Source organism: Streptomyces sp. NPDC107521 (genome assembly GCF_055598485.1).
The window spans coordinates 300,081-324,018 of sequence record NZ_JBVKAT010000003.1 but is presented as its reverse complement, the minus strand read 5'-3'; the positions used below and the strand labels follow the sequence as shown (position 1 = coordinate 324,018).

Genomic DNA, 23,938 nt, shown 5'->3' with positions numbered 1-23,938 from the left:
TGACGTGACCGAACTCATTCCGGCGCCCCGCGCCGTGGCGGGACCGGACCACACCGGTGTGCCACTGGACCCGGACACCACCCTGTGGGCCGCGCCCGGCACCGAAACCACCGAACGCTGGCTGCGCGCCACCCTCGGCGCCGCCCTCGGACTGCCCCTGCGGCCCGGCTCCCGGGACGCCCCCGGCGGCGTACGGCTGCTGCTGGACGACTCCCTCGACCCGGAGGCGTACCGGCTCACGGCGGACGGCGGGCGGGGCGTCGAGATCCGCGGCGGCGGCCCCGCGGGCGTCTTCTGGGGCGCCCAGACGCTGCGCCAGCTCCTCGGCCCCGAGGCCTTCCGCCGCGCCCCCCTGCGGCCCGGCCGCACCCCGGTCGTGCCGGGCGGGACCGTCGAGGACGCGCCCCGGTTCCGCTGGCGCGGCATGATGCTCGACGTCGCCCGGCACTTCATGCCCAAGGACGGCGTCCTGCGCTATCTGGACCTGATGGCGGCGCACAAACTCAACGTCCTCCACTTCCATCTGACGGACGATCAGGGATGGCGCGTCGAGATCAAACGCCATCCCCGGCTCACCGAGGCCGGTTCCTGGCGCGCGCGCACCAAATGGGGCCACCGCGCCTCGCCCCTCTGGGACGACACTCCGCACGGCGGTTTCTACACCCAGGACGACATCCGCGAGATCGTCGCCTACGCCGCCGAACGGCACATCACCGTCGTCCCCGAAATCGATGTCCCCGGGCACTCGCAGGCCGCCATCGCGGCCTATCCGGAACTCGGGAACAACGATGTCGTGGACACCGCCTCACTCACCGTCTGGGACACCTGGGGCGTCTCCGAGAACGTCCTCGCGCCCACCGACGCCACCCTCCGTTTCTACGAGGGCGTGTTCGAGGAACTCCTCGATCTGTTCCCGTCCCGGTTCATTCACGTCGGCGGCGACGAATGCCCCAAGACGCAATGGCGGGCCAGTCCCGTCGCGCAGGCGCGGATCAGGGAACTGGGACTCGCCGACGAGGACGAACTCCAGTCCTGGTTCATCCGGCACTTCGACTCCTGGCTCACCGAACGCGGCCGGCGGCTCATCGGCTGGGACGAGATCCTGGAGGGCGGGCTCGCCGAGGGCGCGGCCGTCTCGTCCTGGCGCGGCTACGCGGGCGGGGTCGCCGCCGCGCGCGCGGGCCACGACGTGGTGATGTGCCCCGAGCAGCAGGTGTACCTGGACCACCGTCAGGACGCGGGCGAGGACGAGCCGGTGCCGATCGGCTTCGTGCGCACCCTGGAGGACGTCTACCGCTTCGAGCCCGTCCCCGCCGAACTGACACCCGAGGAGGCCGTCCACGTGCTCGGCACCCAGGCGAACGTCTGGACCGAGGTGATGGAGAACCAGGGCCGCGTCGACTACCAGGTGTTCCCGCGGCTCGCCGCCTTCGCCGAGGTGGCCTGGAGCGCGCTGCCCGCCCCCGGTGAGCGGGACTTCGCCGGGTTCGAACAGCGGCTGGCCGCCCACTACCGGCGGCTCGACGCCCTGGGCGTCGCCTACCGGCGGCCCGACGGCCCGCTTCCCTGGCAGCGGCGGCCCGGCATCCTCGGCCGCCCGATCGACGGGCCGCCGCCGCGGCAGTAGCGGCGGGGCGGGGTGATCCGGCCGCAGGGCCGGTGGCCGGATCACCCCGCACGCATCACTCCCGTAAGGGAAAAGCCGGACAAGTCCCGGAATGCCTCCCAAGGGTGGCAACCCGTACACGTCTTCGATCGTCCGTCATGGCCGGTGAACCCGGGTCAAACCGGGTCATCTCCCGGGTGAGGCGGGCGAATGCCTCCTAGCGGACCCCTGCGTTCGGGCCCTGCGAAGATGTGCCAGAGTTGCCACGTCCGCCCTCTCAGCACGTACCGTACGGCCACACGGGCGGGATCAGGTGGGACGGCGGGAAGGGGCAGTCGGTTTGACCACGCACGCACCGCAGGCGGCGCAGGCCGTCACGCTGCCCACGACACTGGACGAGGCCGTGGCGGCGCTCACCGCCCTGCCCGCGGCCGTGCCGGTGGCGGGCGGCACCGATCTGATGACCTCCGTCAACTCCGGGCAGCTCCGGCCCGCGGCCCTGGTCGGCCTCGGCCGGATCAGCGAGATCCGCGGCTGGCAGTACCAGGACGGACACGCCCTGCTCGGCGCCGGACTCACCCACGCCCGGATGGGCCGCCCCGACTTCGCCGCGCTCATCCCCGCGCTCGCCGCCGCCGCCCGCGCGGCCGGACCGCCGCAGATCCGCAACGCGGGCACCCTCGGCGGCAACATCGCCACCGCCGCCCCCACCGGGGACGCGCTGCCGGTGCTGGCCGCCCTGGAGGCCGCGCTGGTCATCGCGGGTCCGGGCGGGGCCCGCCGCGAGGTGCCGGTCTCGCACCTGCTGGCCGGGGTGGAGATGCTCCGCGCGGGCGAGCTGATCGGCTTCGTGCGGGTGCCCCTGCTGCACGCCCCGCAGGTCTTCCTGAAGGCGACCGGCCGCACCGGGCCCGGCCGCGCGATGGCCTCCGTGGCCCTGGTCCTCGACCCCGCCCGGCGCGGGGTGCGCTGTGCCGTCGGCGCCATCGCGCCGATGCCGCTGCGGCCGCTGGACGCCGAGCAGTGGGTGGCCTCGCTCATCGACTGGGACAACGGCCGCGCGATCGTCCCGGAGGCCCTGAGCGCCTTCGGCGAGTACGTCGCCGCCGCCTGCGTCCCCGACCCCGCCCCGGCCGGGGACGGAACCGTGGCGGAACTGTCGCCCGCCGTACTGCACCTGCGGCGCACCGTCGCCGCGCTGGCCCGGCGAGCACTGGGGAGGGCGCTGTCGTGACCGACGACCGGCACGGAGAGGGCATGCCGCAGGGCGGCGGACGCTGGAACCCGCTGCCCCAGGGCGACTACGACGACGGCGCGACCGCCTTCGTCCAGCTTCCCGAGGGCGGCGTCGACGCGCTGATGGCCTCCGCCGACAGCCCGCTCGCCGCGCCGGGCCACGGCTACGTGCCGCCGCAGATAACGGTCGCGCCCGCCACGACCGCCGGTGCCGACCCGGCGGACACCGGGAACTGGGCGCTGCCCTCCGCCCCCGTGGACGGTGCCCAGTGGCACGTCCCGGAGGACCGGGGCGGGGCGCCGGGACAGGAGTACGCCGGGGGACCGGAGTACGCCGTGCGCGGCGACCACGCGGCCACCGGGTACGTCGGCCGGGGCTATCCGGAGCAGCCGCCCGGACGGGAGCACACCGGTCAGGGGCACGGCGTCCAGGAGGGCCCGGAGCCGGTCCACCCCGGGCAGCACGGCCACCCCGGGTACGGCCACCAGGACCCCTACGGGGCGGCCCAGGACCCCTACGGGACGGCTCAGGGCCCCTACGGGACGGCCCAGGGGCACGTCCCGGACGACCGGTTCACCTACCCCCCCGGGACCGACACCGGTCAGTGGGACTTCTCCGGGGCCTCCGGGCAGAGCGCCCCGGCCCCCGGGCACGACGTCACCGGGCAGTGGTCCATCCCCGTCGCCGACGGCGACCTCCCGGACGACTCGGGCGAGTTCGCCGCGTCCGCGCTGGCCGGGCAGTGGGGCGGCAACCCGCCGGACACCCTCCCCGGCGGCGCCCCGGCGCCCTGGGCGGCCCGCACGGCGGAGCCGCTCCCGGCCGAGCCCCTCGCCGACGGTCCGGCCCCGGCCGGACCGCTTCCCGCGGAGCCGTCGGCCGCCGGGCCGGTCGCGGGCGCGCCCGGTTCCGGGGCCGCCCCCGTGGGGGCCGCGCCCGCCGGTCCCCCGGCGGCCGGACCGTTCCCCGGCGAGGGCGCCGACCGGGCCGAGAGTGCCGGCCAGGAGCCGGGGGAGACACCCGGAGGACCCGCCGGGGCGTCCGCCGGGCCGGACACGGACCCGGACCTCGCGTCCGGAGCCGCCGACGAGCCGGTGGAGCCCCCGGCGGCCGGAGCCGCGCCGGAGCCCGACGCCGAGGACGCCGCCGGTCCCGGACACGAGGACGGCACGCCGGACGGCGCCGCCCCCGCGCAGAAGGACGCGCCGCGGGACACTCCGGACGGCACCGGGGAGGACGCGCCCGCGCCGGGCGCCGCCCCCGGGGCCGGACCCGCCGCCCCCGACGGCGCCGCCCCCGGCACGCCCCCCGGGGCCGACGGGGACGACACCACCGGCGCGGACGACACCGTCCCCGACGGGAGCCCGGCGGGCGCCGGGCCCGTGGGGGAGGAGCCCGGACCCGCCCCGGACACGGACCCCGGCCCGGAGCCCGGCTCCGGGTCCGCCCCCGCCGACGCCACCGCCCCCGCCGACGCCACCGCGCCCGGCGACTCCGACGCGCGCCCCGGAGGGGACGCCCCGGGCACCGCCGCGGAGGCACCGCCCGCCACCCCGGCCCCCCTGGGGCCGCAGGACGAACACCCCCTCGCCTCCTACGTGCTGAGCGTCAACGGCACCGACCGCCCCGTCACCGACGCGTGGATCGGGGAGTCGCTGCTCTACGTGCTGCGCGAGCGGCTCGGCCTCGCGGGCGCCAAGGACGGCTGTTCGCAGGGCGAGTGCGGCGCCTGCAACGTGCAGGTCGACGGCCGCCTGGTCGCCTCCTGCCTGGTGCCCGCCGTGACCGCCGCGGGCAGCGAGGTCCGCACCGTCGAGGGCCTGGCCGTCGACGGCAACCCCTCCGACGTGCAGCGGGCGCTCGCCCGGTGCGGGGCGGTGCAGTGCGGCTTCTGCGTGCCCGGCATGGCGATGACCGTGCACAACCTCCTGGAGGGCAATCCCGCCCCCACCGAGCTGGAGACCCGGCAGGCCCTCTGCGGCAACCTGTGCCGCTGCTCCGGCTACCGGGGCGTCCTCCAGGCCGTCAAGGAGGTCGTCGCCGAACGCGGGACGCACTCCGCCGCGCCCGGCGCCGACGGGGACGAAGCCCGCATCCCGCACCAGGCCGGTCCGGGCGCCGGCGGGGTCAACCCGTCCGCCTTCGGCTCCCCGCCCGCCCACGACGAGCGCGCCCGCCCCGAGGGGAGCCACCCGGACGGGCCCGGCCCCGACGGGACCCACGGCGACGGGACCCACGGCGCCGCCCACGACGGGACGTACGACGGCGGGACGTACGACGAGGGCTCCGGGGGCGGCCCGTACGACCACCAGCCCTACGACGAGGGACCGCCCGGCGGCCCGTACGGAGACCGGCCCCACGGCCGGGAGGGAGGCCACGCGTGAGCAACGAAGCCGCCACCGCGGAGGCCGCCGACCAGGCGGAGACCGGCCCCGAGGCGGTCCCGCACGGCCTCGGCACCTCCCTGCCGCCCGCCGACGCCCGCGCCAAGACCGAGGGCACCTTCCCCTACGCCGCCGACCTCTGGGCCGAGGGCCTGCTGTGGGCCGCCGTGCTGCGCTCGCCGCACCCGCACGCCCGCATCGTGTCCATCGACACCCGCCACGCCCGCGAGATGCCCGGCGTCCGCGCGGTCATCACCCACGAGGACGTCCCCGGCAGCCCCGTGCACGGCCGCGGCCGCGCCGACCGCCCGGTGTTCGCCTCCGAGGTCGTGCGCCACCACGGCGAGCCCATCGCCGCCGTCGCCGCCGACCATCCCGACACCGCGCGGATGGCCGCCGCCGCCGTCATCGTCGAGTACGAGCTCCTGGACCCCGTCACCGACCCCGAACTGGCCTTCGAGGCCGAGCCGCTGCACCCCGACGGCAACCTGATCCGGCACATCCCGCTGCGCCACGGCGACCCCGAGGCGGCCGGCGACCTCGTCGTCGAGGGCCTGTACCGCATCGGCCGCCAGGACCCCGCCCCCATCGGCGCCGAGGCCGGACTCGCCGTGCCCCGCCCCGACGGCGGCGTCGAGCTGTACCTGGCCTCCACCGATCCGCACGCCGACCGCGACACCGCCGCGGCCTGCTACGGACTGGCACCCGAACGGGTGAAAATCGTCGTCACCGGGGTGCCCGGCGCCACCGCCGACCGCGAGGACCAGGGCTTCCAGCTCCCGCTCGGCCTGCTGGCCCTGAGGACCGGCTGCCCGGTGAAGCTCACCGCCACGCGCGAGGAGTCCTTCCTCGGCCACGCCCACCGCCACCCCACCCTGCTGCGCTACCGCCACCACGCGGACGCCGAGGGCCGGGTCGTGAAGGTCGAGGCGCAGATCCTCCTGGACGCCGGCGCCTACGCCGACACCTCCTCGGAGGCGCTGGCCGCCGCCGTCTCCTTCGCCTGCGGCCCCTACGCGGTGCCCAACGCCTTCATCGAGGGCTGGGCGGTGCGCACCAACAACCCGCCCTCCGGCCATGTGCGCGGCGAGGGCGCCATGCAGGTCTGCGCCGCCTACGAGGCGCAGATGGACAAGATCGCCAAGAAGCTCGGCCTGGACCCGGCCGAGGTGCGGATGCGCAACGTCATGGCCACCGGCGACGTCCTGCCCACCGGCCAGGCCGTCACCTGCCCGGCCCCCGTCGCCGAACTCCTCTCCGCCGTGCGCGAGTTCCCGCTGCCCGCGCTGCCCAAGGACACCCCCGAGGACGAGTGGCTGCTGCCCGGCGGCCCCGAGGGCGCGGGCGAACCGGGCGCGGTGCGCCGGGGCGTGGGCTACGGCGTCGGCATGGTCCACATGCTCGGCGCGGAGGGCGCCGACGAGGTCTCCACGGCCACCGTCAAGGTCCATGACGGCGTGGCGACCGTGCTGTGCGCTGCGGTGGAGACCGGCCAGGGCTTCACCACCCTGGCCCGCCAGATCGTGCAGGAGACCCTCGGGATCGAGGAGGTGCGCGTCGCTCCCGTCGACACCGATCAGCCCCCGGCCGGGGCGGGCTGCCGGAGCCGCCACACCTGGGTGTCGGGCGGCGCGGTGGAGCGGGCCGCCAAGATGGTCCGCACCCAGCTCCTGCAGCCCCTCGCCCACAAGTTCGGCATGTCCACCGAACTGCTGCAGATCACCGACGGCCGGATCACCTCCTACGACGGCGTGCTCTCCACCACGGTCGCCGAGGCGCTGGACGGCAAGGAGCTGTGGGCCACCGCCCAGTGCCGTCCGCACCCCACCGAGCCGCTGGACGCCTCCGGCCAGGGCGACGCCTTCGTCGGCATGGCCTTCTGCGCCGTCCGCGCCGTCGTCGACGTCGACATCGAGATCGGCTCCGTACGGGTCGTGGAGCTGGCCGTCGCCCAGGACGTCGGCCGGGTGCTCAACCCCGCCCAGCTCGCCGCCCGGATCGAGGCCGGCGTCACCCAGGGCGTCGGCATCGCCCTCACCGAGAACCTCCGCGCCCCCCGCGGACTGGTCCGCCACCCCGACCTGACCGGCTACGCCCTGCCCACCGCCCTGGACGCGCCCGACATCCGCATCGTGCGGCTCGTCGAGGAACGCGACGTGGTCGCCCCGTTCGGCGCGAAGGCGGTCAGCGCCGCGCCGGTGGTGGCCTCCCCGGCCGCCGTCGCCTCCGCCGTGCGGGCCGCCACCGGCCGGTCGGTGAACCGCCTCCCGATCCGCCCGCAGGCCGCGGTGGTGACCGCCTGAGACCGGCGCGGGCCCCGTTGTCAGTGGCGGCCCGTAGTGTCGGGGGCAGTGGGGACGACCACCGGCCGCAGCGCCCGGCGCGCGGCGGCGCTGCGGTCGCGCCCGCCCACGACGGCACGCCACGCACGGGGGAAGCATGAGCACCATCACCTTGGCCGGGGACCGCATCGGCCCCCACGTCACCCACGCGCCCTCGCGGCTCGTGCTGTCCGGCGGGGTGCTGCCGGCCGCGGGCACCCTGCTGAGCTGCGCGGCGCTGGAGCGGGACGGCCTGGTGCGGGTCGCCGACGCGGCCGGCGTCCCCGCCGCCCGGCTCGCGGGCGACCTGGGCGGCCGGCTCGTCGTGGGCGAGCTGCTCCACCACGACGGCGAGGGCGCCGACGCCGTCGTCCTGGACGGGGCGACGGGCGAGGTCTCCACCACGTACTTCCTGCCCGACCGCCCCGATCTGATGGAGCTGGAGCCGTTGGCCCCCTCCCTGCGGGCCCTCGCCGACTTCGCCACCGCCGTGGAGGAACTGGCCTCCCTGCGCGGCCGGTTCGCCTCCTGTGCGGGGCGGTACGGGCCGGAGGTGGCCGCCGAGGCGTCCGGTCTGCTGCTCACCCTGTTCGAGGAGGGCTCGGCGGACGGCGGGCCGGCCCCGCTCTGGCTGATGACGGCCCTGATCCGGCCGCTGGCCCTGGTGGCGGGCCCGGGCGGCCGCTCCGGCCTCACCCTGGACCTGCCGTCCCGCTTCCTGGACGAGGAGTTCGGCGCGGGGGAGACCGTCCGCTTCGAGGACGTCGACTTCCCGGCCGCGCTGGCCCACGAGCCGAGCCGCCGCTTCCTGCGGGAGGTGGGGCTCCCCGAGGACGGGGTGTGGTTCTCCCTCAACACGGAGACCCCGCTGCCCACCCTCGCGGAGTACGGCGCCGACGACCCCGCGGCCGGCCCGCCGCCGCCGGGCGCCGACCGGCTGATCCGCCTCGGGTACCTGATCGAGGACACCGGCCTGGTCGTCGACGGCGCCACGGGCGCGGTGCTGTCCTGGAGCGAGGCGGAGGGCGTGCTGCGCCCCCTCAACGCCGACCTGTCCACGCTGGCGTTCACCCTGTGGCTGATCCACCGCGAGCGGGCGCTCGACGAGGAGCACGAACTGTCGGACGCCTACGAGCAGTTGGCCGACACCATGATCCGCACCCTCGCCGCGGTCGACCCGGTCGCCTGCGATCCGGCCGCCCGCACCGTCCCCGGCGACGACGGCCTGCGCTACTGGCCGGGCGTCTTCGAGGACTACGCGGGCGCGGGACTCTGCGCCTGACGCCGGCCCGGGCGCGTGCCCTGCCCGACCCGCCCCACCGCTCCGTGCCGGTCCGTGCCGGTCCGTGACGCGAGGGCAACACCCCGGTGAAACAAGGCGGTTACGGTACGGGGATGACTCTCCTCAGTTCCGACACGCTGCCGACCGTGGCTCTGGGGTCCCTCGGTGTCGCGACCGCCTCGCTCGTCACCGCCTTCACCGCCTACCGCGCCGGCGGTCCGAGGACCGGCTTCCGGTGCCACCTCGTCAGGTACGGGACGGGGGAGTACGCGCTCCGCCTCGTCGCGTCGAACAGGGGGCGGGCGCCGGTCACGGTCGACGTGCGCCAACTCGACGTCTCCTGGCAGTACGACGACCGCCCCTGGCGGGACACGCACCGCACCCTCCGGCCGGAGTTCCCCGCTGTGTTCCCCTTCCGGCTGGAGGGGAACACACGGGTGGAATGGTCCTGCCCGGCGACGGAGCTGATGACGGAGGCGGTCGGCCACATCCCCAACACCTGGCGCCTCCACGTCAGGACCGGCCACCGCGAGCGCAGGGTGCGCGTCTCACGGACCATCACACTGGTGGACCGGACCGTGGCGACCCCCTTGCGATAGCCGCCGCCGATCCGGAGACCCGGGAGGGGGCGCCGCTCCCCCAGGGACGGAGCGGCCCGCTCCCCCCAACGCGGGGGAGCGGGCCGACGGAGGCCATGGCGGGATTCGAACCCACGTAACTCGCTTTGCAGGCGAGCCCCTGAACCACTCGGGCACACGGCCGTGTTCCCGGATCCTTCGGCGTCCGCCGCGAACCCGGTGATACGACCGTAGGCCCGGCCGGGGCGGGTGCTCAAGGAATCCGGGGGCGCCGCAACACGACTGCCATGTGCCGTTCATGAACGGTCCGGAGGGACCGGGCTGACGGGTGTGCCGAGGGCCCTGGGAGGTGGCCGGGGCATGAGGCGCCGGTGGGGAGCGTCCACCCGGCCGCGACGGGGCACGGGCGGCGGAGCGCGGTGGACGCGGGGTGGCCACCCCGCGGAGGTGGCGGGCGTGGCGGGTACGGGCGTGGTGGCGCGGACCGGAGGAGGCGCGCGACGGACACGGGGCGGCCGAACCGGCGTCCGGCGGACACGGGGTGGTCGAGCCCCCGGAGGTGGCGGGCGTGACAGGCACGGGTGTGGTGGCGAGGACCCGGAGGGGTCACGCGGAGCCGAGGTGCACGCGGACCGGGGGGAGGGCACGCCGGGTGGGGGGAGACGGACGGCGGGGACGGACGGAGGAAGGAGCGCGGGGCCGGCGGGGCGGACCTGAAAGGGTGCGGGGCGGGCGGGAGCGCGGGGCGGGCGGGGACGGACGGAGGAAGGGGCGCGGGGCGGGCGGAGGCGGACGGAGAAAGGGGCGCGGGGCGGGCGGGGGCGGCGGGGGCGGGGGATGCTGCCGGGAGGGTCGTGGGGGCGGCTGGAGGCGTAGGACCATGGTCCGGGTCCGGTACCGCCTCCCGACAGGTGTCACCCCGCATCGTGCCCCTTACGCTGACGGCCATGAGTGTCCCTGAGCCGCACGACACCGATGTCGCCGTCACCCCCGGCACCGCGCCGCCCCCGCTGCCCCCCGTCCCGCCGACCGGGACGGACGGGAGCGCCGACGGCGTGCTCGGGCGCGCCCACCGGGCGCTGAGCATCGGCATCGTCTCCGTCGTCCTCCTCATCGCCTTCGAGGCGACGGCCGTGGGAACGGCGATGCCGGTGGCCGCGCGGGAGCTGGACGGGGTGTCGCTGTACGCGTTCGCCTTCTCCGGGTACTTCACGACCAGCCTGTTCGGCATGGTGCTCTCCGGGCAGTGGTCGGACCGCCGGGGCCCGCTGGCCCCGCTGACCGGCGGCATCGCCGCCTTCGCGGCCGGGCTGGTGCTGTCCGGGACGGCCGCCGCGATGTGGCCGTTCATCCTCGGCCGGGCCGTGCAGGGCTTCGGCGGCGGGCTGGTGATCGTCGCCCTCTACGTGGTCGTCGGCCGGGCCTACCCCGAGCGGCTGCGGCCCGCGATCATGGCCGCGTTCGCGGCGTCCTGGGTCGTCCCCTCCGTCGTCGGTCCGCTCGCCTCGGGCGCGGTCACCGAGCACCTCGGCTGGCGCTGGGTGTTCCTCGGGATCCCGGTGCTGGTGGTGTTCCCGCTGGCCCTCGCCCTGCCGCAGATCCGCAGCCGCGCGGCGGGTCCCGTGGGCGGCCCGGACGGGAGGGCGGCGCCGCCCTCCTTCGACCGCCGCCGGATCCGGCTGGCGCTCGCCATCTCGCTCGGCGCGGGCCTCCTCCAGTACGCCGCGCAGGACCTGCGCTGGATCTCCCTGCTGCCCGGCGCGGCGGGTCTCGCCCTGCTGGTGCCGGCCGTCCTCGGACTGCTGCCGCGCGGCACCTACCGGGCGGCGCGGGGGCTGCCCGCCGTGGTGCTGCTGCGCGGTGTGGCCGCGGGTTCGTTCATCGCGGCCGAGTCCTTCGTGCCGCTGATGCTGGTCACCCAGCGGGGGCTCAGCCCGACCCTCGCCGGGCTCTCCCTGGCGGCGGGCGGCGCGACCTGGGCCGCGGGCTCCTGGGTGCAGTCCCGGCCCCGGCTGGAGCACCACCGGGAGCGGCTGATGGCCGTCGGCATGGTGCTGGTCGCGGCGTCGATCGCGGTCGCGCCCAGCGTGCTGATCGACTCGGTGCCGGTCTGGACGGTGGCCGTGGCCTGGGGCTTCGGCTGCGCGGGCATGGGCCTCGTGATCTCCTCCACCAGCGTGCTGCTGCTCAAGCTGTCCGCGCCCGAGGAGGCCGGCAGCAACTCCGCCGCGCTCCAGATCTCCGACGGCCTGTCCAACGTCGTCCTGCTGGCCGCGGGCGGCGCCGCCTTCGCCGCCCTCGGCGGCGGCGCGGTCACCCACACGGCCACCGCCGCCACCGCCTCCCACCCGGCCGCCTTCGCGGTGGTGTTCCTGCCGATGGCCGCGGTGGCCCTGGCGGGCGCCTGGGTCGCCACCCGCGTCCGGGCGGCGGCCGACTGAGCGACGCCGAGCGACGCCCGGCGGAGGCGCCCGGCGGAGGTGTCCGCCAGAGGCGTCCGGGAGCGGCGTCCGGGAGCGGTGGCCGGGGGAGCGGAGCCCGGGGCCGGGCGGCCCGCCCGGCGAGCCCCCGGCCCGCCCGGTCCACCCCTCCGGCCCGTCCGGTCCACTCCCTCCACCCGGGTCCGGCCCCGCCGCGGGCGCGTGCCCCGCGGCGGGACCGGGCCGGGGGCGTGTGACGTCGGTCCCACCCCGCGGGGGCGCGGCGGGGCCCGGGCGGTGGCGGGGGCGGGGCGCCGGTAGGGTGGCCCGGTTGTCATACGTGGCCGAGCCGTTCCAACCCCATCGGAGACCGTGACTACCACCGCCAGCCCCAGCGCCTCCCACCACCTGTCCCCGGCCTTCCCGGGCCGTGCCCCCTGGGGCACCGCCGGTAAGCTGCGGGCCTGGCAGCAGGGGGCGATGGAGAAGTACCTCCAGGAGCAGCCCCGGGACTTCCTGGCCGTCGCCACCCCCGGGGCCGGCAAGACCACCTTCGCCCTGACCCTGGCCTCCTGGCTGCTGCACCACCACGTCGTGCAGCAGGTGACCGTCGTCGCCCCGACCGAGCACCTGAAGAAGCAGTGGGCAGAGGCCGCCTCCCGGATAGGGATCCGGCTCGACCCCGAGTACAGCGCCGGGCCGCTCGGCCGCGACTACCACGGCGTCGCCGTCACCTACGCCGGTGTCGGGGTGCGGCCCATGCTGCACCGCAACCGCTCCGAGCAGCGCAAGACCCTCGTGATCCTCGACGAGATCCACCACGCCGGTGACTCCAAGTCCTGGGGGGAGGCATGCCTGGAGGCGTTCGAGCCGGCCACCCGGCGGCTCGCGCTGACCGGCACCCCGTTCCGCTCCGACACCAACCCCATCCCCTTCGTCGCGTACGAGGAGGGGAACGACGGCATCCGCCGCTCCGCCGCCGACTACACCTACGGCTACGGCTCCGCGCTCGCCGACGGCGTCGTGCGCCCCGTCATCTTCATGAGCTACAGCGGCAACATGCGCTGGCGCACCAAGGCCGGCGACGAGATCGCCGCCAGGCTCGGCGAGCCGATGACCAAGGACGCCGTCAGCCAGGCCTGGCGCACCGCCCTGGACGCGCGCGGCGAGTGGATGCCGGCCGTGCTGCGCGCCGCCGACCAGCGGCTCACCGAGGTCCGCAAGGCCATCCCGGACGCCGGGGCCCTGGTCATCGCCACCGACCAGGACTCCGCCCGCGCCTACGCCAAGCTGATCCGCGAGATCACCGGTGACGGCCCCACCGTCGTCCTCTCCGACGACACCGGCGCCTCGCAGCGCATCGACGACTTCAGCGGCGGCACCGACCGGTGGATGGTCGCGGTGCGGATGGTGTCCGAGGGCGTCGACGTGCCCCGCCTCGCGGTCGGGGTGTACGCGACGACGATCTCGACGCCGCTGTTCTTCGCCCAGGCCGTGGGGCGCTTCGTGCGGTCCCGGCGGCGCGGCGAGACCGCCTCCGTGTTCCTGCCGACCGTGCCCGACCTGCTCACCTTCGCCAACGAGATGGAGCGCGAGCGCGACCACGTCCTCGACCGGCCGAAGAAGGGCGGCGAGGAGGACCCGTACGCCGAGTCCGAGCAGGAGATGGCCGAGGCCAACCGGGAGCAGGACGAGGACACCGGCGACCAGGACATGCTGCCCTTCGAGGCGCTGGAGTCCGACGCCGTCTTCGACCGGGTCATGTACAACGGGGCCGAGTTCGGCATGCAGGCCCACCCCGGCAGCGAGGAGGAGCAGGACTACCTCGGCATCCCCGGGCTGCTGGAGCCCGACCAGGTGCAGCTCCTGCTCCAGAAGCGGCAGGCCCGGCAGATCGCGCACAGCCGCAAGCGGCCCGACGACGAGGCCGATCTGCTCGAACTGCCCGCCGAGCGGCGCCCGGTCGTCTCGCACAAGGAGATGATGGAGCTGCGCAAGCAGCTCAACACCATGGTGGGTGCCTACGTCCACCAGAGCGGCAAGCCGCACGGCGTGATCCACACCGAGCTGCGCCGGGTGTGCGGCGGTCCGCCGAGCGCCGAGGCAACCGCCGGGCAACTGCGCCAGCGCATCGCCAAGGTGCAGGAGTGGGCTACGCGAATGAAGTGAGGCGCGGGGCGTGCGCGCACCACCGTTTCCCTTTCGTTACCGGGGCAAACAGGGGCAGTTCATATCCGTTGGTGACCGGATTCTGGACGGAGACTTCCGCTGAGCGGAGCGGCTCGCTACTGTCCCGCTACGCACACGCCCCGTGGCAGCGCTGCCGCGGAGCGCAGCCGTGAAGCGACTGGGCCCGGGGCAATGCCGGGCCGTCTGCCGATCGGCGGCCTCTCGAGCGCGTCGCTGACGGGACTCGGTGACGCATCCGCCGCGCGAGGGCCGCCGACCTCACCACTAAGGAGTGGGCGTCGTGACCGCGGAGACCTCTCAGACGCTCGACCGGGGACTGCGGGTCCTCAAACTGCTGGCCGATACGGACCACGGGCTGACCGTCACCGAGCTATCCCAGAAACTGGGCGTCAACCGGACCGTTGTGTACCGGTTGCTCGCCACACTTGAGCAGCACGCACTCGTCCGCCGTGATCTGGGCGGACGCGCCCGGGTCGGGCTCGGGGTACTGGGCCTGGGCCGCCAGGTGCATCCCCTGGTGCGCGAGGCGGCCATGCCCGCCCTGCGCTCCCTCGCCGAGGACATCGGGGCGACGGCCCATCTGACCCTGGTGGACGGCGCCGAGGCGCTGGCCGTGGCGGTGGTCGAGCCGACCTGGACGGACTACCACGTGGCGTACCGTGCGGGGTTCCGGCATCCGCTGGAGCGGGGGGCCGCCGGCAAGGCGATCCTGTCCGCCCGGCAGCGGCCGGTCCTCGGCCCCGGTGATCCCGGATACACCCTGACGCAGGGCGAGTTGGAGGCCGGGGCCTGCGGGGCGGCGGCACCGCTGCTCGGGGTGACGGGCGTGGAGGGCAGCGTGGGTGTGGTGATGCTGTCCGAGGTGGTGCCGGAACGGGTGGGCAACCGGGTGATGGACGCGGCCCGGGAGGTGGCCGAAGCGCTGAGGTGAGGCGGGTGTCCGCCGTGACCGGAGGGTCGCGGCGGGGTCCGGCCGGGCGGTGGCCCGGCACCGGGGGGCGCGTACCGGCGGGTTGCGCGGCCCCGGTGTCCGGGGCGTCCGTGCCCGGCGGCCCCGCCGCCCATTCCGTCGCGCCGGACGCCGCCTCCTCCGTCGTGCCGGAGGGGGACACCCCGTAGGCTCCCTACGGCCCCTACGGCCCCTACGGCCCCTACGGCCCCTACGGCCCCTACGGCCCCTACGGCCCCCACGGCCCCCACGGGAGGCCCGAGCGTCCGGTCAGGTACACCCACGGGGCCATCCACGGATCACGCACGGGCCGTCCTCGGGGAGCCCCCGGGAAGGGGCGGGCCCGGTGGCGCGGTGCCCGTGCGCCGGGTGGGGCGGCGGGGGCGGGTTAGATTTGCCGGATGCTCTCTCGTCTCACGCGTTCCCGGGCCCTGGCCGTCTGCGCCCTTCCCGTGGCGGGCCTGCTGGCCACCGCCGTGTTCGCGCCGTTGCCGTTCTCGCTGGCGCAGCCCGGGATGACGGCCGACGTGCTCGGCAGTCACCAGGGCACCCCGGTCATCAGCGTCAGCGGCGCGCCGGTCCGCACGACGACCGGGCAGTTGCGGATGACGACGATCGAGGCGACCGGCCCCGACGCGGACGTCTCGCTCGGCGACGTGGTCGACGGCTGGTTCGCCACCGACCGCGCCGTGATGCCCCGTGCCGCGGTCTATCCGGAGGGCGGGAACGTCAAGGAGATCGAGCGGTACAACGAGAAGCAGATGCGGCAGTCCCAGGACGCGGCGACCACGGCCGCCCTGGCCCTGCTCGGCCTCGACCCGGCCGACGTCCGGGTCACCCTGAGGCTCGCGGACGTCGGCGGACCCAGCGCGGGGCTGCTGTTCGCCCTCGGGGTCGTCGACAAGCTGGACGGCGACGGCAGCGGCGGCGACCTCACCGGCGGCCGGACCATCGCCGGCACCGGCACCATCACGCCCGGCGGCGAGGTCGGTGCCGTCGGCGGCGTCCCGCTGAAGACGCAGGCCGCCCGGCGGGACGGGGCGACGGTGTTCCTGGTGCCGGAGGCGGAGTGCTCCGAGGCGCGGGCCGAACTGCCGGACGGGCTGCGGCTGATTCCGGTCACCACCCTCAAGGGCACCGTCGACGCGCTCCGGGCCCTTGCCACCGGCAGGGGCGAGGTCCCGGCCTGCTGACCGGCCGCACGGACGCCCGCCCGGTCAGCCCGCCTTCACGAAGCCCTTCTCCTTCATCCAGTCCAGCGCCACCTGGTGCGGGTCCTGCCCGTCGACGTCCACCTTGGCGTTGAGGCTCTGCGCCACGTCGTTGTCGAGCGCCCTGGTGACCGGGTCCAGGACGGAGGCGATGGCCGGCCACTTCTCCAGCGTGGCGGTGCGGACCATGGGCGCCGCGTTGTAGTTGGGGAAGAAGTTTCGGTCGTCCTTCATCACCACCAGGTCCATGGACTTGATCCGGCCGTCGGTGGTGTACACCTCGCCGAAGGTGCAGACGCCCTTCGCGGTCTGGGTGTAGATGATCCCGGTGTCCATCTGGGTGATGTTCCGCGCCGGCACGTGCATGCCGTACGCCTTCTCCATGCCCGGCAGCCCGTCCGCGCGGTTGGCGAACTCCCCCTCCACGCACAGCGTCACCGCGCCCGGGTCGCGCTTGGACAGCGCGGCGACCTCGGACAGCGTGTTCGTGCCGTACTCCGCGTGGTGGGCGCGGTTGGTGGCCAGGGCGTAGGTGTTGTTCAGCGAGGACGGCGCGAGCCAGGTGATGCCGTGCCGCAGGTCCTGGTCGTGCACCGCCTGCCACTGCTCGCGCGGGTCGGGGATCGGCTTGTTGTGGCCGAGGTAGGTGATCCAGGCGGTGCCGGTGTACTCGTAGGCGGCGTCGGCGTCGCCGTTCTCGACGGCGGCGCGGGTGCCCACCGAGCCCTGGATGCCGGTGCGGTCCAGCACGTCCGCCCCGGCCGCCTGGAAGGCGATGCCCATGACGGCGCCGAGGACGAGCTGCTCGGTGAACTCCTTGGAGGTGACCGTGAGATCGGCGCCCTCCAGCGGTCTGCCCCGGCCGATCGTGCCGGGCTCCACGTTGTCGACCATGGGGGAGCCGCTGGTCAGGCCGCAGCCCGAGGCCGCCGCCAGTAGCGAGCAGACCAGTACCGAGCCCGCCAGCACCGGCCCGGCCGGCAGCGCGCGGGCCCGCCGCCGCAGCCCCGCCCGTGCCCCGGCGGCCGTGCGCGACCGTGCCGCGGCGCCCGTCCGGACCCCGGGGCGCCCCGGCGCCCGTGCGGGCCGCGGCCCCCGCCCCGTACGGCCCCGGCGTGCCGCTCCGCCCGGTTCCCCCCGGCCCGGTTCCACTCGGTCCGGTTCCCCCCGGTCCGGTTCCGCCCGGTCCGTCTCCGCTCCGCCCGGCTCCGTCCGGTCCGGCTCCGGCACCTCCCGGTTCACGGCGCCACCTCCAGCCCGCGCGGCCGCAGCAGCACCTCGGCCAGCGAGGCCAGCCAGTCGACGAGGAGGGCCAGGGTGACGGTCAGGATCGAGCCCAGCACCAGCACCGGCATCCGCTGGCTGGTGATCCCGGTGGTGATCAGCACTCCCAGGCCGCCGCCCCCGCCGAAGGTCGCCAGGGTCGCCGTGCCCACGTTGAGGACCAGGGCGGTGCGCACCCCGGCGAGGATCAGCGGCACCGCCAGCGGCAGTTCGACCCGGGTGAGCACGCCCAGCGGGGACATGCCGATGCCGCGGGCGGCCTCCAGCAGCGTCGGGTCGTTGGCCCGCAGACCGGCGATGGTGTTGGAGAGCACCGGCAGGATGGCGTAGACGATGATGCCGATCAGCGCGGACCGGCGGCCGATGCCCAGCCAGATCACCAGCAGGGCCAGCAGGCCGATCGCCGGGGTGGCCTGGCCCATGTTGGCGAACGCCATCGCCACCGGGGTGGCCCGGCGGAAGGCGGCCCGGGTGAGCAGGATGCCCAGCGGGATCGCGATGACCAGCACGAAGAAGGTGGAGATCACCGTGAGCTGGACGTGCTGCCAGAGGGCCTTGGTGACCTGGCCGTCGGAGAGGGCGTTGCGGCTCAGCGCGTCCAGGTCGGCCCGGCGGAACCACAGCCAGGTGGCCAGCAGCATCGCGATCAGCACGGTGGGCAGCACCGTCAGCTTCTGCCAGGTGAGCCGGGGCCGGGCCGGGGACGGCGGGCGGGTCGCGCCCCCCGCGGCGCCTCCCGCCGCGCCCCCGGCCCCGTCGTCGGTGGCGCCTCCCGCCCCGTCGTCGCGGAGGGCGAGCCCCCCGGTGCCGGGCTCCTCCCCGGGGGGCGGGCCGGAAGAGGGGCCGGAAGCGGTGCTCACGCCCTGCTCCCCTCCTCGCCGAGACCCTCCTGCTCGGCGTGGGTGCGGTCGGACCGGACCTCCTCCAGGTCGTGCTGGTGCTCCAGCGCGTCCAGCCGGTCGGCCTCCAGCAGTTCGTGCACGGAGTTCATCAGCGTCTCCATGTCGACGACGCCGGTGTACTCCCCGCGCCGCCCGGTGACCGCGACCCGCCCCGTGTTGTCCGTCAGCACCGCCTCCAGCGCGTCCCGCAGGGTCGCGTCCCGGGTCACCGTGTCGCTCACCAGGGTCCCGGCGCGGGCCAGGGAGCCCTTGGCCCGCATCAGGTCGCCGCGCCGCAGCCACTTGTAGGGGCGGCCCCGCCGGTCCAGGAGCAGGATCTCGTTGGTGCCGGCGTCCCGCAGCCGGTCGATGATGTGCTGGAGCGGCTCGTCCACCGTCACCGTCGGGCAGTCGGTGATCCCCACGTCCCGCACCCGGGTCAGGTTCAGCCGCTTCAGGGCCGCCCCGGCGCCGACGAAACCGGAGACGAAGTCGTCCGCCGGATTGGTCAGGATCGCCTCCGGGGTGTCGAACTGGGCGATGTGGGAGCGCTCGCGCAGCACGGCGATCCGGTCGCCCAGCTTGATCGCCTCGTCGAAGTCGTGGGTGACGAAGACGATGGTCTTGTGCAGCTCGTGCTGGAGCCGGATCAGCTCGTCCTGGAGGTGGTCGCGGGTGATCGGGTCGACGGCGCCGAACGGCTCGTCCATCAGCAGCACCGGCGGGTCGGCGGCCAGCGCCCGCGCCACGCCCACCCGCTGCTGCTGGCCGCCGGAGAGCTGGCGCGGATAGCGGTCGTGGAACTCGGCCGGGTCCAGCCCGACGAGATCGAGCATCTCCTCCACCCGCGCCCCGGTCCGGCTCTTGGACCAGCCGGTCATCCGGGGCACCAGGGCGATGTTCTGGGCGACGGTCATGTGCGGGAACAGCCCGGAGGACTGGATGGCGTAGCCGACCTGGCGGCGCAGCCGCACCGGGTCCATGTCGGTGACGTCCTCGCCGTTGATGCGGATGCGTCCGCCGCTCGGCTCGATCAGCCGGTTGATCATCTTCAGGGTGGTGGACTTCCCGCAGCCCGAGGGGCCGACGAGGATGACCGTCTCCCCGGCCCTGATCTCCATCGACACGTTGTCCACGGCCGGCTGGGGGCTGCCCGGGTAGTGCTTGGTCAGCCCCTCCAGCTCGATGGTGGCGCCGGTGGTGCCCGCCGCCCCGTCCGGTCCGGCCGCGGGGGCCTCGGACAGGGTGCCGCTGGTGTCAGACACGGATCCCCCTGGGAATGGTCAGCCGCCCCAGCAGGACGTAGGCGGCGTCGAACAGCAGCGCCAGGACGATGATCCCGAGCGTGCCCGCGAGCACCTGGTTGAGCGCGTTCCTGCTGCCCAGCGAGGAGATGCCGCGGAAGATCTCGTTGCCGAGGCCGGGCCCGGAGGCGAACGCGGCGATGGCGGCGATGCCCATCAGCATCTGCGTGGAGACGCGGATGCCGGTCAGGACCGGCGGCCAGGCCAGCGGCAGCTCCACCCGCAGCAGCCGGGCCGTGCGGGACATGCCGATGCCCTTGGCCGCGTCCACCAGGGCCGGGTCGACGCCGCGCAGCCCGACGATCGTGTTGCGCACGATCGGCAGCAGCCCGTACAGGGTCAGCGCCGTGACCGTCGGCGGCACCCCCAGCCCGACGATCGGGATGAGCAGGCCGATCATGGCCAGCGAGGGGATGGTCAGCACCGCCGAGGTGGTCAGCGTCGCCAGGTTCCCCGCCCACGGGCTGCGGTAGGTGGCGACGCCGATCAGCACGCCCAGCAGGGTGGCCGCCACCATGCACTGGAGGACGGCGCTGGCGTGCTGGTAGGCGTCGGTGAGCAACTGCTGGTGGCGGCTGCCCAGGAACTCCCAGAAGTCCACTCCGCTCACCTCCGGGATCGGGCGCTCTCACTCAGGGCGTTGGTCGTGGTCCCGGGCCGCCTGCTCCACCAGGGGTATGACCCGCAGCGGGACGGGGTTCTCCATGACGATCGTCGTGGAGGCCCGGACGATGCCATCAAAACCGACGACCAGGTCGATCACCCGCTGGAGATCGGCGTTGGAGCGGGCCACCAGGCGGCACAGCATGTCCCCGCTGCCGGTCGTGGTGTGCAGCTCCAGCACCTCCGGGACGTGCACCAAGTGCGCCCGTACGTCGGCCCCTTGGCCCTGCCGGATCTCCAGTGTCGCGAAGGCGGTGACCGGGTAGCCGAGCGCCGCCGGATCGACCTGGGGACCGAAGCCGCGGATGACTCCGTTCGACTGAAGCCGGTCCAGCCGGGCCTGGGCGGTGCCCCGCGCCACCCCCAGCCGCCGGGACATCTCCAGCACCCCGATCCGGGGCTCCCGCGCGAGCAGGGCGATGATCCGCCCGTCCAGATGATCGATCACCATGAATGTGCCCCTCCGGCTGGTCATCCTGTACAGATCGCCCGGTGCGACCGAGGTCGTGTTGGGCAGATTGCCCAATGGAAACAGAAACTATTGCGCACCTTGCCGACGCGGGAGATTCTGCGGCTATGACGCAGACCACAGACCACACCCCCGACACCGCTCGGCAGGCCGACCCCTTCCCGGTGAAGGGAATGGACGCGGTCGTCTTCGCCGTGGGCAACGCCAAGCAGGCGGCGCACTACTACTCCACGGCCTTCGGCATGCAGCTCGTGGCCTACGCCGGACCCGAGAACGGCAGCCGGGAGACCGCGAGCTACGTCCTGGAGAACGGCTCCGCCCGCTTCGTGCTCACCTCGGTGATCAAGGCCACCAGCGACTGGGGCCGCTTCCTGGAGCGCCACGTGGCCGAGCACGGCGACGGCGTCGTCGACCTGGCCATCGAGGTCCCGGACGCCCGCGCGGCCTTCGCCTACGCCGTCGAGCACGGCGCCCGCCCCGTGACCGAGCCGTACGAGGTCAAGGACGAGCACGGCACCGTCGTCCTCGCCGCCATCGCCACCTACGGCGAGACCCGGCACACCCTGGTCGAGCGGAGCGGCTACGACGGCCCCTACCTGCCCGGCTACGTCACCGCCGAGCCCCTGGTCGCGCCGCCCGCGCAGCGCACCTTCCAGGCGGTCGACCACTGCGTCGGCAACGTGGAACTCGGCCGCATGAACGAGTGGGTCGGCTTCTACAACAAGGTCATGGGCTTCACGAACATGAAGGAGTTCGTGGGCGACGACATCGCGACCGAGTACAGCGCGCTGATGTCCAAGGTCGTCGCGGACGGCACGCTCAAGGTCAAGTTCCCGATCAACGAGCCCGCCATCGCCAAGAAGAAGTCCCAGATCGACGAGTACCTGGAGTTCTACGGCGGCGCCGGCGTCCAGCACATCGCGCTGAACACCAACGACATCGTGGAGACCGTGCGCACGATGAGGGCGAACGGCGTGCGGTTCCTCGACACCCCGGACTCGTACTACGACACGCTCGGCGAGTGGGTCGGCGACACCCGGGTGCCGGTCGACACGCTGCGCGAGCTGAAGATCCTCGCCGACCGCGACGAGGACGGCTACCTGCTCCAGATCTTCACCAAGCCGGTCCAGGACCGTCCGACCGTCTTCTTCGAGATCATCGAGCGGCACGGCTCCATGGGCTTCGGCAAGGGCAACTTCAAGGCCCTCTTCGAGGCCATCGAGCGTGAGCAGGAGAAGCGCGGCAACCTCTGAGCCATCCCCCACGGGCTCTCCCGTCCCGTCCGGGCCCCAACCCGGCACGACCCCGACGGGAGGCCCCGGGTCCGCGCACCCGGACCCCTCCGGGTCCCGCGTACGGACCCCCAGGGCTCCCCGCGCCCGGGACACCCCCGGGTCCGCGGGGAGCGCCCGCGCCCCCCGCCCGCCCCCGGTCACCTCCGGCCCGCCCCCGGTCACCCCTGGCCCGTTCCCGGTCACCCCCGGCCCCGACGGTTCCGGGCCTCCGTCCTGCCCGCTTCCCGGTTCCGCAGGGCACCCGCGCCGGTCCGGCTCCCGGTCCCGCCCGGCTTCCCACGGCGTCCGCCCGGACTTCCCGGCCCGCCCCGGACGCGGCCCCGGCCCCGCCCCGGCACCACGCGGCCCCGCCCCCGTGTCCGCACCCCGGCCCCACGGGGTTCGACCCGGCCCCACGGGGTTCCGGCCCGTCCGCGCTCCGGCCCGGACGGAACCCGGCGCACCCCTAGAACGCCGGTGGCGTCCCCATCGGGGGCTCGCCCAGTTCCGCCAGGGACCGCCGGGCCCGCGGCGCCAGCAGCGGGGAGAAGTACGGGTTGATCGTCAGCGCCTCGCGCAGATGCCGCCGCGCGGGCCCCGGCCGCCCCAGCGCCCGCTCCACCTCGCCCCGGTGGAAGGCGTACGGCGCGCTGCGCACCCCGCCGCCCCCGCCCTCCGTCGCCGCCGTCGCGTACGGCAGCGCCTCCTCGTCCCGCCCGGCCCGGTGCAGCGCCCAGCCCAGCGCGTCCGCCACCGCCGTGCCGGCCTGCCGCTCCCACTCCGCCGTCAGCAGCCGCACGGCCGCCTCCGGATCACCGTGGTCCGCCTCGAACACCCCCAGCACCAGCGCCCCGTCGGCGCCGGCCGCCTCCGCCGCCCGCACCCGCTCGCGCACCAGGCCGTACTGCGCCCGCGCCGCACCGGCCATCCCCAGCGACTCGTACAACTCGCCCAGTTCCAGGGCGGTCAGCGGGCAGGGATGCTCCTCCAGCGCCGCCCGGTACGCCGCCAGGGCCTCCGTCGTCCGGCCCAGCGCCGCCAGCGCCCCGCCCAGGCCGGCCCGCGCCGCCCGCCGGCCGGGATCGGCACGCAGGGACTCCCGGAAGAACCCGAGCGCGCCCTCCCGGTCACCGCGCTCGAACGCCAGCCGCCCGGCCTGCTCCAGGTGCGCCGCCCGCTCGGCCGGCTCCGACGCCCCCGCGACCGCGTCGGAGATCTGCGCCGCCGCGTCCTCCCGCCGGCCCCGGTCGCGGTAGACCGCCGCCGCGCGGGCCCGGACCGCCGGGGCCCCGGGGCGCAGCCGCAGCAGCGCGTCCAGTGCCCTGCCCACGGCCTCGTGGTCGCCCAGCCCGGTGTAGGCGTCGATCAGCACCGCGTGCGCCGTCCACCGTCCCGGCGCCGTCTCCCGGGCCCGCTCGCCCCACTCCCGGGCCGCCACGAAGTCCCGCCGCAGCGCCGCCAGCGCCGCCATCCCCTCCAGGGCCGCCGGTTCGCGCCCCGACCCGGTCCGCAGGGCCGTGCGCAGCGCCCGTTCGGCCTCGGGGCAGTCCTCCGCGTCGGCGGTCCGCCGGGCCCGCTCCGTGTACGCCGCCCCCAGCACCGCCCAGGCCGCCGCGTCCCCCGGATGTGCCCGCACCCGCGCCGAGCGGTCCTCGATCAGCGCCGCCAGGCCCGCCGCCGACGCGGGCAGCCCGCCCGTGACCGCGCGGCGCGCCTGGGCCACCGGGCCCGCCGCGGGCGGCGGAGCGGGCCGCGGTGCCCGGGACAGCGGCATCAGCGCCCCGCCCAGCACGGCGCACCCGGCGGCGCAGGCGACCAGGGCCCGGCGCCCGCGGTGACCGGACCGCCTCCGTCGGCTCTCCATGGCGCACACTGTGCGCCAGTA

At 75.3% G+C, this 23,938-nt stretch carries 17 protein-coding genes and 1 tRNA gene; 11 read left to right on the top strand and 7 right to left on the bottom strand.

All coding sequences use genetic code 11. The features are described 5' to 3' along the window. The first annotated feature begins 4 nt into the window (after positions 1-4). From ACZ7LB_RS07410 to ACZ7LB_RS07385, 6 genes are all read left to right on the top strand, one after another. A complete protein-coding gene (locus tag ACZ7LB_RS07410; RefSeq protein ID WP_471465944.1) occupies positions 5-1,627 on the top strand; it encodes a beta-N-acetylhexosaminidase in 1,623 nt (540 codons plus the stop codon). A gap of 319 nt (positions 1,628-1,946) precedes the next feature. After that, positions 1,947-2,840, top strand: a complete 894-nt coding sequence (locus tag ACZ7LB_RS07405) for an FAD binding domain-containing protein (RefSeq protein WP_161225736.1) — start codon at positions 1,947-1,949, stop codon at positions 2,838-2,840. Then, a complete protein-coding gene (locus ACZ7LB_RS07400; RefSeq protein ID WP_471465942.1) occupies positions 2,837-5,227 on the top strand; it encodes a (2Fe-2S)-binding protein in 2,391 nt (796 codons plus the stop codon). The genes ACZ7LB_RS07405 and ACZ7LB_RS07400 overlap by 4 nt, the downstream gene beginning before the upstream one ends. Beyond that, positions 5,224-7,530 (top strand): xanthine dehydrogenase family protein molybdopterin-binding subunit, encoded by a 2,307-nt coding sequence (locus tag ACZ7LB_RS07395; RefSeq protein WP_471465940.1) that lies wholly within the window; start codon positions 5,224-5,226, stop codon positions 7,528-7,530. The genes ACZ7LB_RS07400 and ACZ7LB_RS07395 overlap by 4 nt, the downstream gene beginning before the upstream one ends. Positions 7,531-7,666: 136 nt before the next feature. Further along, complete coding sequence (locus tag ACZ7LB_RS07390; protein WP_471465938.1) at positions 7,667-8,830, top strand: SUKH-4 family immunity protein; 1,164 nt, start codon at positions 7,667-7,669, stop codon at positions 8,828-8,830. Between the two features lie 113 nt (positions 8,831-8,943). After that, on the top strand, positions 8,944-9,429 hold the full coding sequence (locus tag ACZ7LB_RS07385; protein WP_471465936.1) for a hypothetical protein: 486 nt from the start codon (positions 8,944-8,946) through the stop codon (positions 9,427-9,429). A gap of 90 nt (positions 9,430-9,519) precedes the next feature. Here ACZ7LB_RS07385 and ACZ7LB_RS07380 read toward each other — a convergent pair. Then, positions 9,520-9,591, bottom strand: a tRNA-Cys gene (locus tag ACZ7LB_RS07380). Positions 9,592-10,355: 764 nt separating this feature from the next. Between ACZ7LB_RS07380 and ACZ7LB_RS07375 the strand changes: the two genes are divergently transcribed. The 4 genes from ACZ7LB_RS07375 to ACZ7LB_RS07360 all read left to right on the top strand — a co-directional run bounded on the left by ACZ7LB_RS07375 (position 10,356) and on the right by ACZ7LB_RS07360 (position 16,160). Continuing rightward, on the top strand, positions 10,356-11,849 hold the full coding sequence (locus tag ACZ7LB_RS07375; protein ID WP_471465934.1) for an MFS transporter: 1,494 nt from the start codon (positions 10,356-10,358) through the stop codon (positions 11,847-11,849). Between the two features lie 351 nt (positions 11,850-12,200). After that, a complete protein-coding gene (locus ACZ7LB_RS07370; protein WP_471465933.1) occupies positions 12,201-13,997 on the top strand; it encodes a DEAD/DEAH box helicase in 1,797 nt (598 codons plus the stop codon). Positions 13,998-14,298: 301 nt separating this feature from the next. Continuing rightward, positions 14,299-14,949, top strand: a complete 651-nt coding sequence (locus tag ACZ7LB_RS07365; RefSeq protein WP_161225743.1) for an IclR family transcriptional regulator — start codon at positions 14,299-14,301, stop codon at positions 14,947-14,949. A gap of 419 nt (positions 14,950-15,368) precedes the next feature. Next, complete coding sequence (locus ACZ7LB_RS07360) at positions 15,369-16,160, top strand: S16 family serine protease (protein ID WP_471465931.1); 792 nt, start codon at positions 15,369-15,371, stop codon at positions 16,158-16,160. A 24-nt stretch (positions 16,161-16,184) separates the two neighbouring features. On the opposite strand, the gene ACZ7LB_RS07355 is transcribed toward ACZ7LB_RS07360, so the two are convergent. The 5 genes from ACZ7LB_RS07355 to ACZ7LB_RS07335 form a co-directional block, all read right to left on the bottom strand. Then, positions 16,185-17,072: a glycine betaine ABC transporter substrate-binding protein gene (locus ACZ7LB_RS07355; protein ID WP_471466069.1), complete on the bottom strand. Its 888-nt coding sequence runs from the start codon at positions 17,070-17,072 to the stop codon at positions 16,185-16,187. 344 nt (positions 17,073-17,416) lie between these two features. Continuing rightward, on the bottom strand, positions 17,417-18,322 hold the full coding sequence (locus ACZ7LB_RS07350; protein ID WP_471465929.1) for an ABC transporter permease: 906 nt from the start codon (positions 18,320-18,322) through the stop codon (positions 17,417-17,419). Next, complete coding sequence (locus ACZ7LB_RS07345) at positions 18,319-19,608, bottom strand: betaine/proline/choline family ABC transporter ATP-binding protein (protein WP_471465927.1); 1,290 nt, start codon at positions 19,606-19,608, stop codon at positions 18,319-18,321. Before ACZ7LB_RS07345 ends, ACZ7LB_RS07350 begins: the two co-directional genes overlap by 4 nt. Continuing rightward, positions 19,601-20,248: an ABC transporter permease gene (locus tag ACZ7LB_RS07340; protein WP_471466067.1), complete on the bottom strand. Its 648-nt coding sequence runs from the start codon at positions 20,246-20,248 to the stop codon at positions 19,601-19,603. Before ACZ7LB_RS07340 ends, ACZ7LB_RS07345 begins: the two co-directional genes overlap by 8 nt. Positions 20,249-20,275: 27 nt before the next feature. Then, on the bottom strand, positions 20,276-20,761 hold the full coding sequence (locus tag ACZ7LB_RS07335) for an Lrp/AsnC family transcriptional regulator (protein ID WP_471465925.1): 486 nt from the start codon (positions 20,759-20,761) through the stop codon (positions 20,276-20,278). A 125-nt stretch (positions 20,762-20,886) separates the two neighbouring features. On the opposite strand from ACZ7LB_RS07335, the gene hppD reads away from it, so the two are divergent. Further along, positions 20,887-22,032, top strand: coding sequence for a 4-hydroxyphenylpyruvate dioxygenase (gene hppD / locus ACZ7LB_RS07330; RefSeq protein ID WP_161225747.1), 1,146 nt, complete (start codon positions 20,887-20,889; stop codon positions 22,030-22,032). A 487-nt stretch (positions 22,033-22,519) separates the two neighbouring features. On the opposite strand, the gene ACZ7LB_RS07325 is transcribed toward hppD, so the two are convergent. Continuing rightward, entirely contained in the window at positions 22,520-23,917 is a 1,398-nt protein-coding gene (locus tag ACZ7LB_RS07325; protein WP_471465923.1) for a tetratricopeptide repeat protein, read from the bottom strand. Between the last annotated feature and the right edge of the window lie 21 nt (positions 23,918-23,938).

Coding starts and splice junctions, on each gene's coding strand:
- ACZ7LB_RS07360 (WP_471465931.1), top strand. CDS start 15,369: ATGCTCTCTCGTCTCACGCGTTCCCGGGCCCTGGCCGTCTGCGCCCTT.
- hppD (WP_161225747.1), top strand. CDS start 20,887: ATGACGCAGACCACAGACCACACCCCCGACACCGCTCGGCAGGCCGAC.
- ACZ7LB_RS07385 (WP_471465936.1), top strand. CDS start 8,944: ATGACTCTCCTCAGTTCCGACACGCTGCCGACCGTGGCTCTGGGGTCC.
- ACZ7LB_RS07390 (WP_471465938.1), top strand. CDS start 7,667: ATGAGCACCATCACCTTGGCCGGGGACCGCATCGGCCCCCACGTCACC.
- ACZ7LB_RS07335 (WP_471465925.1), bottom strand. CDS start 20,761: ATGGTGATCGATCATCTGGACGGGCGGATCATCGCCCTGCTCGCGCGG.
- ACZ7LB_RS07325 (WP_471465923.1), bottom strand. CDS start 23,917: ATGGAGAGCCGACGGAGGCGGTCCGGTCACCGCGGGCGCCGGGCCCTG.
- ACZ7LB_RS07355 (WP_471466069.1), bottom strand. CDS start 17,072: ATGGTCGACAACGTGGAGCCCGGCACGATCGGCCGGGGCAGACCGCTG.
- ACZ7LB_RS07375 (WP_471465934.1), top strand. CDS start 10,356: ATGAGTGTCCCTGAGCCGCACGACACCGATGTCGCCGTCACCCCCGGC.